Origin of the sequence: Fastidiosipila sp. (assembly GCA_012511175.1) — a bacterium.
Taxonomy (GTDB): domain Bacteria; phylum Bacillota; class Clostridia; order Saccharofermentanales; family DTU023; genus UBA4923.
Genome location: JAAZGO010000024.1, coordinates 84,658 through 100,237, shown reverse-complemented (window position 1 = coordinate 100,237; position 15,580 = coordinate 84,658). Strand labels below are relative to the sequence as shown.

Below are 15,580 nucleotides of genomic sequence, written 5' to 3'. Positions count from 1 at the left end.
TCATAGACTTTATTGATTTCTGTCTTGCCTACCAGAGCTATTCGAGTCAATAGCTCTGAGACCTCTTGAGGCGTGAAGTATTCGCCACCTGATTTCCCCGCATTTGAGGCATACATGGCCATGAGGTATTCATAGGCATCACCGAAGGCATCGATGGAATTATCTTGGTAGGATCCAAGATTCATCTCGGCGACTGAATTCAGGAGTTTAACCAGTTTTTCATTTCTTCTGGTGACGGTGCTACCCAACTTATTGGAATTAACATCGATGTCATCGAAGAGCCCATTGAAATTCCTTTCACTTGCAGTGCCTTGAGCTGACGCTTCGATATTCTTGAAGATCGTTTCGAGCGTTTCATTGAGATTGCTATCATCTCCTGCTCGCTTTTTTACATTGATGAAGAGCTCACTTGGCAGGATAAAGAACCCTCTTGTTTGCACCATGTCTTCTCGGGCGGATTCGGCCTCTTCATCTGATAAGTTGGCGTAATCAAAATCGGGAATACCCGCCTCGTGTTCACCCTTATTGATGTAGGAGGTGATGTTCTCGGAGATATACCGATAGAAGAGCATACCGAGCACATATTGTTTAAAATCCCAGCCATCCACACTCCCCCGCAGATCATTCGCGATGTTCCAGATGGTGCGGTGCAATTCGGCTCTTTCTTGTTCTTTTTTGTTGGACATGGATTACACTCCTTCAGACACTTCTCCCCATACACAACAAGTACTTTGGAGAAATGATTAACTTCGGCGATCAAGCGTGAAGAGCATCACATTTCTTCGTATTTAGGGGCTCACCTCATTTAGCGAATGATCTTTCTATCCGAATCAGGTGGTTTTTGCAGACATAATGATAAGAAGATGACTGGCAAATAAAGCTGATTCTCAACTTATAGTGCAACGGTCACTATCCTCTAAAAGATAACACAGAGCGCGGTGTTAGGATTAGTGCGGTTGGGAACACAAAGTTGATCTGCTCGTTCCAAGAACTGTTTGACAATAGGAGTGCCGAACTGTGATGATTTTTTCCTTTTACCCTAATCGCACAGGTGACGATGGTCTTGGTGTTTTTCATGCCGAACCACACTTCGGAAAAACCAGATCATTGCCAGTACTTCTGGAGAACTTAGGAGGTGGTAACTATTCTCCTCCCTGCACTCTCTGGTAGATCTCCGGCAAATCAAAGATTGTAATGATCCCTAAAGGCTTCTCCTCTTTTCTTCCCGAATTGCTGACAATCAGAGCATCGAGCCTTTGTCCTTTTTCATTAGCCTGGTCAAAATAATCAAGGACATCATAGAGAGTGCAATTTCTGCGGATAAGTCTGACATTATTCAGGCTCTCGTTATGAGGCATAACGTCTGCAACGGTCTCCTCCGTTATGATGATGTCGCCTTCTCTTACGATACCTGATGCCAGCCATCGGGAGATGGTGTCGGTTGTGAGGAGGCCTTGGAAGACTCCATCATCATAAACGGGCACCTGCGAAAAAGATTGGTTGTACATGTCGACCATGACGGGACCAATCAGATCTCCAGATGAGCAAGTCGTTACGGATCCAAGAAAGTTTGCACTTATGACTGGTGGTTGCAGAATTTGATCCCTCAGATATTCGATCCGTTCAACGGTTTTGAGATGAGGTTCCGCGATGACTTCCGTTATCATTTTGGTTTTCACACGTTTGTGGACAATCGCATTTCTAAGTTCTTTGAGACTGTCAAGTTCATTTCGATGCTGCCTAACGGGTTTGGACATGGGCTCGGCTTTGTCTAAAAGCTGTCTGAAACTTGCATTTGAATCCATCTGAGTCATTTTCCTCAAGAATCCCTCAATTTCATGAAAGGCATCCAAAAATCGTTTTGATTTAGCTTGATCCATTTTGACAATCCTCCCTATCCGATCTCCTGAATTCCGACACTTGTTAAGTACCGATAAACTCCGTCATAAAATCCTCTCACCCTAGTCGGATCTTGATCATCACCCTGCGGGATAAAAATAACCATTTCCTGCCTTGCACTGGTTAAAAGAACACGGCAGGTATTCTTCAGGTAAAACTTCCGCTCCTCTTCGGGAACCGTCTGCCATCGGTCACCTTTGAAATGGTAGTAGCCATAAGCCCCGTCCCGAAAGCGAAAATCGGCATCCCCCAAACTGAAATAAAATGAACAAAATCAAAGAAAGCTTTCTAAGGGTGACGATCTCTCTTCCAAACTTAAGATAACACGAGCAGCGTATTTGCTCATGCAAAAACTGTGCCAGTCTCGGTGGAAAATGAAGTGACCTTCCAAAAACCGGCTGTTCCACGGTGCGTATTGTATAATTAATCGAGTTCAAAGCATCCCAACTTGTGCCAATGCTGGGTGACATGAAATGAGGAAATCGCAATGGGCAAAAAAATGATGACCGAGAACGAAGTCAAAAAGAAGCTGGGTGTTGACAGCTTCAAGGATTTTAACAAAGAGCAAATCAGTGAATTTGCCTCGCAATTGCCCTACATGGATCGGGACCTGGCCATAAAGATCATTGACCAGTTTCCCGATTTCTCGAACATGGCACTTGGCGCGATCAATCAATTTAGATTGATCTTGGGCAAGTTGACGGACGATGCGGCTCAAGGCCAGAAGGCTGTGATTGCCAGCTACAACAAAATATTGGACGAACTGGTAGATCTTCTGAAAAAAGAAGATGTGTCTCATGAAGAACGTGTGCAGATTCTTGAGCGGATGCTGTACGTTGCGGACCGCATCGCCGAGCACGATAAAGAACAGAAGAGATTTCTAAAAGAAATAGCAGCAATAGGTGCCGCTGCGATAGGAGGTGCCTTTGTCTTGGGCGCCGCGATATTGGGCGTGCTCTACAAAAAAGACAGCTAAGCCACTGAAGAGGAGGGGGATGTATGAACGATCCATCTCAGCATGTGGTTGATCCCTCGGTATTGCCGGAAGAAATCGTTTTGGAGCTGCCGGACCTTGGACAGGATCCCCTTATGCCCGACAAGATGGACGATCATGCTGATGACGTGCAAATTTCCTTTCAGTTGATCAGTGCGTTGAGTCCACACTTAAAATCTTTGATCCAGAAGTTGGTGAACGGTGACGAAGGCAGTGCGTTCGGGGTCAGCTCGGACGGCTTGGCTGAGTATGCTAAAGAGCTGTTAATGTTGGCGGTACTAACCGAAACTGATCAACAGTTAAACGCTATCAGGGAAGGCCAGGAAGAGATTCTCGCTTATCTGGTACAGAAGGACAAGTCAGAGCTAAAAGGGGATCTGAATTTTCTGACCAGCATTTTGACCGATTTCAAGTACAACTGGAGCAACAGTCAATACAAGCGTAGTCACCACACGAAAGTGCTGGATATCCGTCATTCTGCAGATCAAAAGATCGACTTTTATCGCGAACAGGTAAAAAAGAAGCTCAAGAAAAAGGTGGGTTGGCGGGCAGATAAGGACATAAAGGATCAATTGCAAAGGGTCTTGCAAGCCTTCAAAAACTATCAATTCGCCTTGTATATGTTCGCTTTTTCTTCTTTTGTCGATGTGCTTTTACTGGGCAATTTTGAGGCTGGCTATTTAAACGGGGTTGCAGAACGCATCAAGCGCTATATCCGGGACTACCAGGATCTTTATCATAAAAGCCTGGAGAGACTGGAAGGGTATTTGATGGCGTCCATCGAGACCAGTGCATTGAAAGGCCTGGCTGGAGCCAGCCAAGCCGCGGGCAAGACGATCGCCAAAATACCTGTCATAGGCGAGAAACAGCTTAACGAGTCTTTGATTGAAGGAGGCGAGAAATTGAAAGACATGGCCTCCGAACGCACGATCCAATCCATGCAGCCATTTCTCGAAGTAGGTAAAGACTATAGCCAGCCCTTTGTTGAGAACGTCAAGATGCTGAAAGATTTGCACAGTGGCGAATGGGACTTCTTTATCGACCAAGAAAACCTCTACTTAAGAAAAAAGAAGAAAGAGTAAGAAATCCTACTTGGAATTTCTATCAACGTCAGTCAAGTCGTTTAGTGGGGCACGGGGGGACTCATCGAGAATCCCTGTTCGACCGCAAAAGATCCCATAATCGCACCTTGTGAAGATCGTTCTCGCATTGGTTGATCCAGCCCCTCGCTCATCATCGCACACGAACACACGTACTTACCGGTTCTCCGCTATCGCCTGAATCGTGCCAAAAAATCCTGGGTTTCCTTCGTTTCCGGCTGACTGAACAGAGCTTCAGGGCGGCCTCTCTCATGGATCTTACCCTCATGCATGAAAAAAATCTCACTGCTCACCTCCCTTGCAAAAGCCATCTCATGCGTCACCACCAGCAGGGTGATCTTTTCACGGGACAAGTCCCGCATGACCTCCAGTACCTCGCCTACCATCTCCGGGTCCAGGGCTGAAGTCGGTTCATCAAAAAGCAGGAGATCCGGATCCATGGCCAGGGCCCGGGCGATAGCCACCCGCTGCTGCTGGCCGCCGGACAGCTGTCTGGGCCTGGCCTTGACATAAGGTGCCCATACCCACCTTGTCTAGGAAGTGCAGGGCCCGCTTTCTTGCATCTTCCCTGCTTCGTTTCAGCACCCTGATCTGGCCGGTCACGCAATTTTCCATTACCGTCATGTTTTTGAACAGGTTGAAAGACTGAAAGACCATGCCGACCCGGGACCGGTAGCGGTTGATCTTGTTGACCCGGGAGAGTACGTCCTGATCCTGGTAGATGATCCGGCCGGCATCGGGTCTTTCAAGCAGATTGATGCAGCGCAGAAGAGTGGATTTGCCCGAGCCCGAAGCCCCGATGATGCTGATGATGTCCTTCTTTTGGACATCGAAACTGATGTTTCTCAGGATATGGTTGTTGCCGAAAGATTTGGAGAGCTCTCGAACACTTAAAAGAAGTTTCTCGGTTTGTACGGTCATGGTCATTTGCTTTCTAACCGGGCACACGCGGGTGCCGGTGGGTGCCCGCCGCCATAATCAGAGGATCCCGGGCGGCCAGTTCGTAACTGCTCTTGCCGTCCATCAGGCGTTCCAGCCCGCGGAGCAGGAAAGAGGCGATCAGGGTCAAAGAGAGATAGCCGGCCATCTCCACCATGGCCGAGGGGAAATAAAGGTAGGTGGCGCCGGTGGCAGCCCGGTGGGCGGCAAAAAAATCCGGGAAACCGATGATGAACATGACAGACGTATCTTTGACATTGATGATGAAGTTGTTGCCGATCTGAGGCATGATGTTGCGAAGCGCCTGGGGCAGGATAACCGAGGTCATGGCCTGGTAATGGTTCATGCCAATGGCCTTGGCCCCTTCCGTCTGCCCCGGGTCAACGGAGAGGATACCGCCCCGGACGGACTCGGTCATATAGGCTCCGGTGTTGATGGATACCACTGTGATGGAGGCCAGCCAGGCGCTGGTGAACTTGACCGCATTGCCGGTGACATAGGGCAGGCCGTAATAAAAGAAGACCGCTTGGAGGACCATGGGAGTTCCCCGGAATACTTCCACATAGAGGCGGATGATTCCCCTGATCAGGCCCAAGCTGACACGTTTGAGCCGCGAATCGCCTTTGGAGACCGGGAGGGTATTCAAAAGTCCGCAGCCAAAGCCGATCAGGCAGCCCAGAGCGGTGGCCACAAGAGCCAGGACCAGGGTCGCCTGGATGCCTTTCAGGTAGGAAGCGCCATAGCGTTCCCACAGTTTGCCTATATCGTTAAGAAGTTGGACACTTCCGCCCATAAAAATGTACTCCTTTCTGTCAGGACTCCCGGGATCTTCAGGCCCCGGGGTTCTGGTTTCTATTCTTCGCTCAAGGGCTGAAGGGTAATGGCGTAGGCCATCAGGCGGTTGAAGTCATCTTCGGTCATGGTGGCCAACACCTGGTCGATGGCCTCTTGGAGGAAACGGTTGCCCTTCATGACTGACATGCCGATATTGACATTTTCCGACCGGACCTGATCTGAAAACTGAAAGTCACCGGGAGTGCCTGAGAAATCCAAAATGACCATATCGGGGTAAGCCACCACCGCACCTTGGGCGGTGGGAAGATCCGTGCAGACAAAATCCACCATGCCGGTCTCCAGGGCCATCAGCATGGCGGGGGCGTCAGCCGCAGCTGGCTGGATCAGGGCGCCTTCAATCTGGGGCAGGCACTGATCGTACCAGATGGTGGCCAGTTGGGCGGTGCAGCTTCCTCCCACCAGATCGTCCAGGCCGCGGGCTTCGGCGTATTGGCTGTCAGCCCTGGTCAGGCAGACGATGGTGGCATAAAAATAGGGGCCGGCAAAATCGACCTGCTCCGACCGGTCCGCTGTCATGGACTGACCCGCGATGACCGCGTCGATAGTTCCGGTCATGACGGCAGGAACCAGGGAATCCCATTCGGATTGAATGATTTCCAGCTCCCAGCCACAGGCCTCACAAATCTTTTTGGCGATCATGACATCGTAGCCGTTGGCAAAGGAACCCGGTACATTCTTGATGGGCACCGCCCCATTTGCCCCGTCATTCTGGGTCCAGTTGTAGGGCGCGTAGGCGCACTCCATGGCAATGGTCAGGATGCCATCTTCCACTCCGGTCGGTACCTGCTGTCCGGCTTTCGATCCGCAGCCAACCAGGCCTGCCAGGAGCATTGCCACAAAAAGCAAGTTGATCCACTTTCTCATCTTTTTTCCTTTCCAGCCCGCGCCAATATTACCCGGGCTCCGGCAGATCCCCGCCGGCGGATCTTGGTAAAAGAGAACCGCTTTGTCAAGCGGTCCATGGAAATCGGAGAAAGTGTCGATCTGCCGATGCCAAAGATAGCGCTCCACAAAAACTGTGACAGTCCGGCAGATCTTCTCTGCCGGCCCAGCAACGAAAGACCAGGCTTTCTTTCGAAGCTTCGGCGGTAAACCCTTTCATGACGGCGGCTGCCTTGCCTCAAGCCGACACTACTTTTGAAAACCGCGCCTCTATCAAAAGCGATTCAATTTTTATGCAGGCTATCACTCATCGGACGCTCTGTCAAATTGAGAGCTGTTTCCCTTGATCCTGCTTGCGGCCTACCCTGAGCCGGGCAAGACGATTCAAAGGAAGACAAACTGATGTTACTCTCATAAGATGAGAGAGTTTCTCTCCTCCTTGGATGGCCTTATGCCTCTTTCTTTGTTGGAATTGGGCTGATTGAGACCGGAGGGTAATGGATATGCTTCAAAAAATGGGCAGCTTCCTCGCCGCCTTGAGAAAAACCAAGGGCCTCAGCCAGATGGAATTGGCCGAATTGCTCAATGTATCCGATAAAACAGTCAGCCGCTGGGAAAGAGGCAAGGGAAGTCCGGATCTGACCCTGATTCCCCTCCTCGCCGATTTATTCGGTGTCACAAGTGATGAGATTATCAGGGGAGAGCGGATTCCCGCAGCTCCTGAGAAACTGGAAGATTTGCGTAAACAGGAGAAGATCACCCGAAAGCAGACCCGCAGGCTATTGAATCTTCTGGAGAGCAGGTTCAAAAACAGAAGCCTTTTGGCAGCCGGCACCATGCTCACGGGCCTTTTGGTTTCCATGATCTGCAATTTTGGGTTTCACCGGGCCCTCTTGGGATTCTTTTTGGCAATATTTTTCTACCTGGCTGGAATCTTTCTGGGAGTCTTCTTTTTCAACACAGCCAGGGCGGGGTCAGTGGATGAAGCTTTTGACAGCAAAGAGCGCCATGCTTTCATCAGGTCAGTATTCACCCGGACCAAAAGGGTCATTTACCTGGCCATAATCCTCCTGGCCGCCACCTTGCCTTTAACCTTGGCCGGGGATCCCTATCTGGGACTTGTGGCCGGCTACTGGTTCCCCCGCGCTCTTCTTGCCGGAGGGCTGGCCCTGATCCTGCTCTTTATCATCGACCCCTTTGTCACCCATCTTTTTATCCGCCGGAAACTTTTCCTTCTGGATCCGGGGGAGCTGCAGGTCTACAAAAGCAATTACCGGATCAAAAAGCGTCTGGTTCTGGCCCTTTGTCTGGTTTTTCTCCTGACCTTTGCCGCCCAGAATTTCTTTAATGCCAACTGGGACGCATCCCGGTTGGTGACCGGATCTTCTTTCGCCGACTTTGAAAGTTTCAAGGCCTGGATGGAGCAGGAGACAACTGATCAGTTCCTTTGGAAGGAGAAAGGGCGGGCAGGCGGCTTCTGGTTGACAAACCATGAGGAGGATTACGACGGCGAGGGGAACAGGGATCCAGAGTTTGAATATCTGGATCCGGAGGGCAAGCCACTAACAAAAGAAGAGGCCTTGCTCGAGCATCTCTACGATCATGACGGCCGCCTTGTGGGGAGCTATGTGGCGCGCAACCGGGACCTTGCTCTCATCAAATTCGGCGGGGAGGAAATCTTTCCTCTCCGGGTGTACACCCATGAAGATCTGGCCCGCGGTGACAGAGTTCTGGATTTGATAAACATCGGCTTCATCCTGGTTTATCTGGCAGAGGCGACGATACTCCTGGCTGTCTACTATAAGAAAAGGCCTCTTCTCCCGTAGAGCCGCTGAAAAGGGAAAAAACCCGCCCAAATCGACGGCGTGGTTAATGAGCCGGGGCTGCCTCCTGCATACGTTAAGTACAGGCCAAAACGTAAGCGAGTGAGCCGTGGTTGGCGGGGCTGGGGAAAAGCCTTATAATGGAGAAAAAGTGTCGGGGGTTGTCATGAAACCCACCCTGCGCCAACGCTTTCGCTATCGTTTCGATAATTTGATGTCGCGCGGAACGCCCGCCATGATCGGCACCTTGTTCGTACTGTCGGCGCTGATCGTACTCCTGGCGGGGGTGCTCATCGCATCGTTCGGTATCACGCAGGAGGACGGCCTGCATCTCTCTTTTTGGGAAGCCCTCTGGGGCAGCCTGATGCGCACACTTGACGCCGGCACCATGGGCGGGGATACCGGCGCGGGTTTTCGCTTCGTGATGCTGCTCGTCACCTTGGGGGGTATCTTCATCGTCAGTGCCTTGATCGGCGTGCTGAGCAGCGCCATCGAGGGGAAGATGGACCGTCTGCGCAAGGGACGCTCGCAGGTGCTCGAATCGAATCACACACTGGTACTGGGCTGGTCAGTGCAAATTTTCACCATCCTGAACGAGTTAATGATTGCCAACGAAAATCAAAGCAGGGCGCGCATCGTTATTCTGGCAGATGAGGACAAGGTGGAGATGGAGGATCGGATTCAGGAACGGGTCAAGTTCCGCGGAGGAACGCGCATTGTCTGCCGCAGCGGCAATCCGCTCGATCCAAACGACCTCGAGATCGTCAGCCCGCACACCGCCAAATCCATCATCATCCTGCCACCCGAAAACGGCGATCCCGACACCGACGTCATCAAGACGGTCATGGCTTTCACCAACAACCCGCAACGCCGGGGGCAGCCCTGCCACATCGTCACCCAAATCCGCAAAGCTGAAAATCTGGGCATTCTCCGCCTTATCGGCGAGTGTGACAACCTGCAGATCGTGTTCACGAAGGACATCATCGCCCGTATCGTGGCGCAGACCTCGCGTCAGTCGGGGCTGTCGGTGGTCTACACCGAGCTGATGGACTTCGAGGGTGATGAGATCTATTTCAAGTATGAGAACGGATTGACGGGCAAAACCTACGGAGAGGCGCTGTTGATGTACGAAGACTCCTGCGTGATCGGGATGCGCAAGGCGGGGGGACAGATTCTCGTCAACCCGCCCATGGATTCCCGCTTCGAACGGGGTGACCAGGTTATTGCCATTTCGGAGGACGACGACACGATTCATCTCTCCGCCTACGCGACCTCGCTCGACACGAGAGCCAGCCTGATTCCCGTCTCCGCCTACACGCAATCGTCCGACACCAAAGACAGCCAGATTCCCGTCGACGAACAGGCCATCCGTTCACACCGGACCCCGCAAGCCTCCCCGCCCGAAAAAAGCCTGATCCTCGGCTGGAATCGCAGCGGCGCGATCATCGCCCGCGAACTGGATCACTACGTCACCGCGGGGTCGCTGTTAACCATTGTGGCAGACGACGATGACATCGAAAAACAACTCGAGGCACAGGATTTTCAGTTAAAAAACCAGAAACTGGACGTGCGGACCGGCGACACGACAGACCGCGCCCTGCTCGACAGCCTGCACATCTACGATTACGACCACGTCATCGTGCTGGCCTACAGCACACTTGAACCCCAGCATGTCGACGCCAGAACCCTGGTCACCCTCCTGCACCTGCGCGACCTGGCCGGGCAGGACGAGACGCCCTTCTCCATCGTCACCCAAATGCTCGACCTGCGCAATCGCGAACTTGCCGAGATCACCCAGGTGGACGATTTCATCGTCAGCGACCACCTCATCAGCCTGATGCTGGCGCAGCTTTCCGAAAACCCCGAACTCTACCATGTCTTCCAGGACCTCTTCGACGCCGAGGGCTCCGAGATCTATTTCAAGCCCGTCAGTGACTACGTTGTGACGGAAAGGCCGGTCAATTTCTACACGGTGGTTGAGGCCGCACGAAGACGAGGCGAAACCGCCATCGGCTACCGCCTGGCACATGAATCAAAGGAAGTTGACAAAGTCTACGGCATCCACACCAACCCCTTGAAATCGCGCAAAGTCACCTTCTCTCCTTCGGACAAAGTCATCGTCATCGCCGAAGACTAATCAGGAAGCCGCACCTTGGATCCAGCCTCTGCCAATGGAATAGAACGCTGCCCCAAGCTTAATGAATTCATCAAGACGGAATCGGTGCAGCCATCAAGAGGAAACCAGCCCAAGGCCCGTGACATTCAGCCCAGCTGGCATCTCTTTAGTAGGTAATCCTCCCTGGTCCAGCCAGCGTATTGAGCTTCATATGTCATAGCGACCGAGCCGCCAGCCTCCGTGATAGTATGGGTAGGATAAAGGCGAATCAGGCCCCGTCCGATAAGGCGGCCGGATCCAGAAGTATCAAGAGGCGGAGGGAAGATGAGTAAGGCAGGTTTTAGCGGAAACGAAATTGTCAATTTGAGGGACCTGGGCGGCTATGTGGGCCACGACGGCAGGCGGGTCAAAGGAGATCTTCTTTATCGCAGCGGAAATCTGGACCAACCGGAGGATGTGCTTGCCGATATTCTGGAATCGCTTGGGATCTCCCTGGTGTTTGATCTGAGATCCAGCGAAGAGGTTGAAAACCAACCCTATACCCTGCCCGCTGACGTCCAGTACCGGCATCGGCCAGTTCTGGATTCTTTTGAAAACGGAACCATGGCGGCAAGTTTCGAGTTGGGCGATATGGTTGACCTGGCCCTCAGGGGAGGGCGGTCTCTTTCACCCGGAGAACTCGATTTTCTGAGGGGCTTCATGCAGCAGGTTTACCGGGAGATGGGCGAAAATGCCAGGGTATTCGGTGACATCATGAAAGAGATGATCGGCAACGGTGAAAACCCCGTACTCTTTCACTGTTCCGCGGGCAAGGACCGCACCGGCGTTCTGGCCACCATGATCCTGTTGGCCCTTGGTGTTTCCATGGAAGATGCCATGGAAAACTACCTGATGTCCAATCAACACCGGGAAGAGGAAATTGACAGGGAGATGCGGGCGGTCGCGTCCTTTATACGGGAACCTGAGATTTTGGAACATATCAAGGGCCTGATGCTGGTCAAAGAAGAGTACCTGGACGCAGCCATGGGCCCTGCCAGAACCTATCCATCCTTTGACGCTTTTGCAGAGAGCCGGCTGGGCCTTGGTCCGGACGACCTGGAAACCTTAAGAGAGCTCTATCTTGAATAAAGAATGGACCAAACAAAAGGAGAAAACATGAAAGCCATCCTGAAAAAAGTGAATATCGCCTACCTGCTTGTGGGGGCCGCTTATATTCTCTACTATTTCACGCATCTGACGGAGCTTTACATTCTTATCGGCCTGGTTTACCTTTTTGTCGCATTCAGACATCACTGACAGAGGGCGGGAGGATTGCCATGAATGAACAGGCGCTCGAAGCTTTCTACCTGAAGCTTGACCGCTCGCTCTTTCTGGACGACGGTTACAAAGCTTTCGCCAAAAATGACCACCCCTTGCCCATCGGATACGGGCAGACCATTTCACAGCCATCCCTGGTCCTTGAAATGACCCGGCTTCTTGCTCCTGAAAAAGACAGCAAAGTGCTGGAGATCGGGACAGGTTCGGGTTACCAGACCGCCTTGCTGGCTGAATTTTGCAAACAGGTCTACACCATCGAAAGAATCGGTGAATTATCCCGCAAAGCCAGGGAAAGGCTTGAGGCTCTGGGCTACGGCAATATCCATTACAAGGTGGATGACGGCAGCGCCGGCTGGGAGGAAGAGGCTCCCTTCGACCGGATCATGATCACGGCGGCCGCGGGCAAAAGACCGCAAGCCCTGATCAATCAGCTCGCTAACGGCGGCCGGATGGTGGTCCCGGTAGGACCGCCTGCCATGCAGGTTCTGCTGCTCATTACCAAAGATGAGGCGGGGCAGCTAAGTGAACAAAAATGGGGTCACGTGAAATTTGTGGAAATGGTGGGTCCTTATGGCTGGGACTGAGGGGTCGGTTGCCAGCCGCGTGGAGGCCATGGATTTCTACGATCCGGTCTTCGGTTTTTACGATCAGCTGAGCGAAATTTTCGGTGAGGGGGCGGTCGATGACATCACCGACATCGACAATGAAGAATCCTTTGAATACAGTTACCTGATTTCGCTTAACCGACAGGGGATCAAGTTTTCCTCAGAGCAGCTCAATGACCTGCTGGAGAGGGAAGACGCTTATTTTTTGAACATCCTGATCTCGAGGGAAAAAGCCCTCGCTGTCAGGGAGTTTTGGAAGTACCCCAGCCAGGGACGCGGCCAGGTGCTGGAAGTGTCTTCCTCATGTTTTTTGGAAGAACACACCTTTGTTCACCGGCTTTTTGATCTTTTCATCAGGGAAAACCATCTGCTTTACCTTACCGGGGATCAGTTAAGCGAAGAGGTCTTTTTGGAGGGCCGGAAAGTCAGCCTCTATTACAAGTATTTCAACCGCTCTGATTGAACGATACAAACCAGGGAAGACCAGGGCACCGAAAGGGGGAAAAATGAAGGAAGCAGGAAGATGGGATCTCAATCCGCTTTATCAGGGACTGGACGATCCGCGGATCGAAGAGGATTTCGGAAGACTGACGAAACTGGTTGAAAAGAGCCGTTTAATCTTTGAACCGGAAAGGGAAACTGTCGGTCAGGTGGCTGCGGGGATCCGGCTGGCCGAACACGTGGATGAAACAGTCAGGTACCTGGCCGCTTATCTCTCACTGGTTTCATCGGCTGACACCAGCATCAGTCAAACGACCGCCCTCCTGAACAGGCTCCGGGGAATCATGGCGGAATTCGCGGGCTTTGATGTACGCTTCAAACGGCTGGTGGAGGGGCTCGACATCGACCGGCTCGTGGAAGAGGAGGATCTGGGGCACTACGCCTTTTTCCTGGCTGAAAGCAAAAAGGAAGCTGTTTATCTGCTGGATGCTCAGCTGGAGGAATTGATCGCCCGTCTGAACATTTATGGCGTCGATGCCTGGGGCAATCTCTTTCGTGATTTATCCTCCACTGCCAGCATGGACTGGGAGAACGGGAAAAAAACACTGACGGAACTTCGCAACCTGGCCTATGACCCGGATCCCGCTGTCCGCAAAAGAGCTTATGAGGCCGAGCTGGCGCTCTACCCTAAGATTGAAAAACCGCTGGCCGCTGCCCTCGGTTCCATCAAGGGACAGGTTGTCTACCTCAGCCGCAGGCGGGGACATGAAAGCCCTCTGGATGAAGCTCTGTTTAAGAGCAGGATGAGCCGGGAAACCCTGGATGCCATGGTCGGGGCAATGACAGAGAAAAAAGACGTCTTCGTCCGCTATTTTAGGGCCAAGGCCAGCTTGTTCGGCCAAGACCGCCTCAACTGGGCTGATCTCTTCGCGCCCGTGGGCAAACTCCCTGAAGGTTACACCATGGAAGAGTCAAGGGAACTGCTGGTTTCTTCTTTCAGCAAACTGCACCCGCCCATTGCGGATCTCATCGACAGGGCCTACCGGGAGAACTGGATCGATTTCTTCCCCCGGGAGAACAAGGTCGGGGGTGCCTTCTGCTCCAACCTGGCCTCCATCAAACAGAGCCGTGTGCTGACCAATTTTGAGGGATCCTTCAGCGCGGTGAGTACCCTGGCGCACGAATTGGGGCATGCCTATCACGGTTTCCGCATCGAGGATCACGCGCCCCTCAACCGGTCCTACTCCATGCCGGTCGCCGAGACAGCCTCCATCTTCAATGAAACCCACTTTCTGCTCGAGGCGCTGAAAGCAAGTGAAGACCCACAAGTCAGGCTGGGTCTGCTGGACGGTTTTCTCATGAACAGCGGTCAGGTCATCTGTGACATCCTGTCACGCTTTTTGTTTGAAAAGCAGGTATTTGAACGGGTTGAGCGGGAAACCCTGAGGGCGGAGGACCTCAAAGCCATCATGCATCAGACCCAGCTTGCCGCCTATGGCGACGGCCTGGAGGAAGACAGCTTGCATCCCTACATGTGGGCTTGCAAGCCGCACTATTACTCGGCTTCACTCAGCTTCTACAATTTCCCCTATGCCTTCGGTGCCCTCTTTGCCTCAGCCCTCTACCAAAAAGCCGTGCAGGAGGGGCCGGCTTTCATGGGGCAATACGATCGAATGCTGACGGCCACCACCGTCTCCTCCGTCGAAGCCATCGGCCAGCTTGCCGGCCTGGATCTGACACAAAAGGAGACCTGGCTTGAGGGCATGGATTCTTTCGGACCCTTTGTCAAGGAATTTGAGGGTCTGGTTGAAGAACTGGCTTAAGACCAACAGGTGAAAAGGAGGACAAGATGAGGAAATTTTTGTTTTACGGCATGACCGGCGACAAGATGTGCTTCTTGCATATCCTGATGAATGCACTGGATCTTGCAGAGGAAGGCATGGAAGCCAGAGTCATTTTCGAAGGAGCCTCGGTCAAACTGGTGGCCGTGTTTGAAGCGGAAAAAAACCCTCTCTACTTGAAGGTAAAAGAGCAGGGTCTGATCGCCGGCATTTGCCTGGCCTGCTCAAAGGCCATGGGGGTCTATGAGCAATGCCTGGAAGCGGGCCTTCCTTTTCTGTCCGACATGATGGGTCATGCGGGAATGAAGCCCTTTATTTTGGACGGTTATCAGGTTGTCAGTATTTAGGGAATCAATATGAGTTTAATCCAAAACCTTTCCGCCGGCAGGTGGCCAGCGGAAAGGTTGGTCTTTTGGAGAAAATAGGCGAACCCGCCGGCTTACTCTTTCCAGTAATTGTTGGCGGCTGCGACCGTCTGAAAGTTGATGGCCACGACCTGTGAGGCGGCCGTCAGGCTGTCGGCATCCTCGGAATATACCGGGCGCAGTCTGTCGCGGATCGAAGCGTCCGGCTGGGTGTATGCGACGCCTTTGCGGGCCAGCGTAATGGCCAGTTCAAATCCCTCCTGGGGTGTTTCGGTTTTTAATGTTTTAAGCCAAATGTCCATGGTGAACCTCCTGATTCTTATTCTTGCCGTAGAAACGAAAAGGGTTTCCACATGCCCATTATCCTTATTTTGGCAGGGCCCGCCGACGCCCTCGTTACCAC

Annotated in this window: 15 protein-coding genes and 1 pseudogene; 10 read left to right on the top strand and 6 right to left on the bottom strand. The window is 52.4% G+C overall.

From position 1 onward, the window contains the following. On the bottom strand, positions 1 to 686 hold a 686-nt coding region (locus tag GX839_05045), incomplete at its 3' end, for a type I restriction-modification system subunit M (protein NLB04825.1). Between the two features lie 456 nt (positions 687 to 1,142). Next, a complete protein-coding gene (locus GX839_05040; protein NLB04824.1) occupies positions 1,143 to 1,880 on the bottom strand; it encodes a hypothetical protein in 738 nt (245 codons plus the stop codon). A gap of 506 nt (positions 1,881 to 2,386) precedes the next feature. On the opposite strand from GX839_05040, the gene GX839_05035 reads away from it, so the two are divergent. Together GX839_05035 and GX839_05030 are read left to right on the top strand one after the other, a co-directional pair. Then, the gene (locus GX839_05035) at positions 2,387 to 2,875 is read left to right on the top strand and encodes a hypothetical protein (protein NLB04823.1); all 489 of its coding nucleotides are present in this window, start codon (positions 2,387 to 2,389) and stop codon (positions 2,873 to 2,875) included. A gap of 23 nt (positions 2,876 to 2,898) precedes the next feature. Next, positions 2,899 to 3,975: a hypothetical protein gene (locus tag GX839_05030; GenBank protein NLB04822.1), complete on the top strand. Its 1,077-nt coding sequence runs from the start codon at positions 2,899 to 2,901 to the stop codon at positions 3,973 to 3,975. A 188-nt stretch (positions 3,976 to 4,163) separates the two neighbouring features. Here GX839_05030 and GX839_05025 read toward each other — a convergent pair. The 3 genes and pseudogenes from GX839_05025 to GX839_05015 all read right to left on the bottom strand — a co-directional run bounded on the left by GX839_05025 (position 4,164) and on the right by GX839_05015 (position 6,651). Then, positions 4,164 to 4,914: pseudogene (locus tag GX839_05025) on the bottom strand (amino acid ABC transporter ATP-binding protein). 13 nt (positions 4,915 to 4,927) lie between these two features. Beyond that, entirely contained in the window at positions 4,928 to 5,725 is a 798-nt protein-coding gene (locus GX839_05020; protein NLB04821.1) for an amino acid ABC transporter permease, read from the bottom strand. Positions 5,726 to 5,784: 59 nt separating this feature from the next. Continuing rightward, the gene (locus GX839_05015; GenBank protein ID NLB04820.1) at positions 5,785 to 6,651 is read right to left on the bottom strand and encodes a transporter substrate-binding domain-containing protein; all 867 of its coding nucleotides are present in this window, start codon (positions 6,649 to 6,651) and stop codon (positions 5,785 to 5,787) included. Between the two features lie 521 nt (positions 6,652 to 7,172). On the opposite strand from GX839_05015, the gene GX839_05010 reads away from it, so the two are divergent. The 8 genes from GX839_05010 to GX839_04975 all read left to right on the top strand — a co-directional run bounded on the left by GX839_05010 (position 7,173) and on the right by GX839_04975 (position 15,159). After that, positions 7,173 to 8,495, top strand: a complete 1,323-nt coding sequence (locus GX839_05010) for a helix-turn-helix transcriptional regulator (GenBank protein NLB04819.1) — start codon at positions 7,173 to 7,175, stop codon at positions 8,493 to 8,495. A 163-nt stretch (positions 8,496 to 8,658) separates the two neighbouring features. Continuing rightward, positions 8,659 to 10,629 carry a potassium transporter TrkA gene (locus tag GX839_05005; protein ID NLB04818.1) on the top strand — a complete coding sequence of 657 codons (1,971 nt, stop codon included), beginning with the start codon at positions 8,659 to 8,661 and terminating at the stop codon, positions 10,627 to 10,629. 303 nt (positions 10,630 to 10,932) lie between these two features. Then, entirely contained in the window at positions 10,933 to 11,736 is an 804-nt protein-coding gene (locus tag GX839_05000) for a tyrosine-protein phosphatase (protein NLB04817.1), read from the top strand. Between the two features lie 27 nt (positions 11,737 to 11,763). After that, positions 11,764 to 11,904 (top strand): hypothetical protein, encoded by a 141-nt coding sequence (locus tag GX839_04995; GenBank protein NLB04816.1) that lies wholly within the window; start codon positions 11,764 to 11,766, stop codon positions 11,902 to 11,904. A 20-nt stretch (positions 11,905 to 11,924) separates the two neighbouring features. Beyond that, positions 11,925 to 12,509, top strand: a complete 585-nt coding sequence (locus tag GX839_04990; GenBank protein ID NLB04815.1) for a protein-L-isoaspartate(D-aspartate) O-methyltransferase — start codon at positions 11,925 to 11,927, stop codon at positions 12,507 to 12,509. Continuing rightward, positions 12,496 to 12,993 carry a hypothetical protein gene (locus GX839_04985; protein ID NLB04814.1) on the top strand — a complete coding sequence of 166 codons (498 nt, stop codon included), beginning with the start codon at positions 12,496 to 12,498 and terminating at the stop codon, positions 12,991 to 12,993. The genes GX839_04990 and GX839_04985 overlap by 14 nt, the downstream gene beginning before the upstream one ends. Before the next feature lie 43 nt (positions 12,994 to 13,036). Then, complete coding sequence (locus tag GX839_04980) at positions 13,037 to 14,794, top strand: M3 family oligoendopeptidase (protein NLB04813.1); 1,758 nt, start codon at positions 13,037 to 13,039, stop codon at positions 14,792 to 14,794. A gap of 26 nt (positions 14,795 to 14,820) precedes the next feature. Then, positions 14,821 to 15,159, top strand: coding sequence for a hypothetical protein (locus GX839_04975; protein ID NLB04812.1), 339 nt, complete (start codon positions 14,821 to 14,823; stop codon positions 15,157 to 15,159). A 92-nt stretch (positions 15,160 to 15,251) separates the two neighbouring features. On the opposite strand, the gene GX839_04970 is transcribed toward GX839_04975, so the two are convergent. Next, positions 15,252 to 15,479, bottom strand: a complete 228-nt coding sequence (locus GX839_04970) for a peroxidase (protein ID NLB04811.1) — start codon at positions 15,477 to 15,479, stop codon at positions 15,252 to 15,254. Positions 15,480 to 15,580: the final 101 nt, after the last annotated feature.

What these genes read in the sequence shown, in the direction of transcription:
- GX839_05040 (NLB04824.1), bottom strand. Translation starts at nt 1,880, where the DNA reads ATGGATCAAGCTAAATCAAAACGATTTTTGGATGCCTTTCATGAAATT.
- GX839_05035 (NLB04823.1), top strand. Translation starts at nt 2,387, where the DNA reads ATGGGCAAAAAAATGATGACCGAGAACGAAGTCAAAAAGAAGCTGGGT.
- GX839_05030 (NLB04822.1), top strand. Translation starts at nt 2,899, where the DNA reads ATGAACGATCCATCTCAGCATGTGGTTGATCCCTCGGTATTGCCGGAA.
- GX839_05020 (NLB04821.1), bottom strand. Translation starts at nt 5,725, where the DNA reads ATGGGCGGAAGTGTCCAACTTCTTAACGATATAGGCAAACTGTGGGAA.
- GX839_05015 (NLB04820.1), bottom strand. Translation starts at nt 6,651, where the DNA reads ATGAGAAAGTGGATCAACTTGCTTTTTGTGGCAATGCTCCTGGCAGGC.
- GX839_05010 (NLB04819.1), top strand. Translation starts at nt 7,173, where the DNA reads ATGCTTCAAAAAATGGGCAGCTTCCTCGCCGCCTTGAGAAAAACCAAG.
- GX839_05005 (NLB04818.1), top strand. Translation starts at nt 8,659, where the DNA reads ATGAAACCCACCCTGCGCCAACGCTTTCGCTATCGTTTCGATAATTTG.
- GX839_05000 (NLB04817.1), top strand. Translation starts at nt 10,933, where the DNA reads ATGAGTAAGGCAGGTTTTAGCGGAAACGAAATTGTCAATTTGAGGGAC.
- GX839_04995 (NLB04816.1), top strand. Translation starts at nt 11,764, where the DNA reads ATGAAAGCCATCCTGAAAAAAGTGAATATCGCCTACCTGCTTGTGGGG.
- GX839_04990 (NLB04815.1), top strand. Translation starts at nt 11,925, where the DNA reads ATGAATGAACAGGCGCTCGAAGCTTTCTACCTGAAGCTTGACCGCTCG.
- GX839_04985 (NLB04814.1), top strand. Translation starts at nt 12,496, where the DNA reads ATGGCTGGGACTGAGGGGTCGGTTGCCAGCCGCGTGGAGGCCATGGAT.
- GX839_04980 (NLB04813.1), top strand. Translation starts at nt 13,037, where the DNA reads ATGAAGGAAGCAGGAAGATGGGATCTCAATCCGCTTTATCAGGGACTG.
- GX839_04975 (NLB04812.1), top strand. Translation starts at nt 14,821, where the DNA reads ATGAGGAAATTTTTGTTTTACGGCATGACCGGCGACAAGATGTGCTTC.
- GX839_04970 (NLB04811.1), bottom strand. Translation starts at nt 15,479, where the DNA reads ATGGACATTTGGCTTAAAACATTAAAAACCGAAACACCCCAGGAGGGA.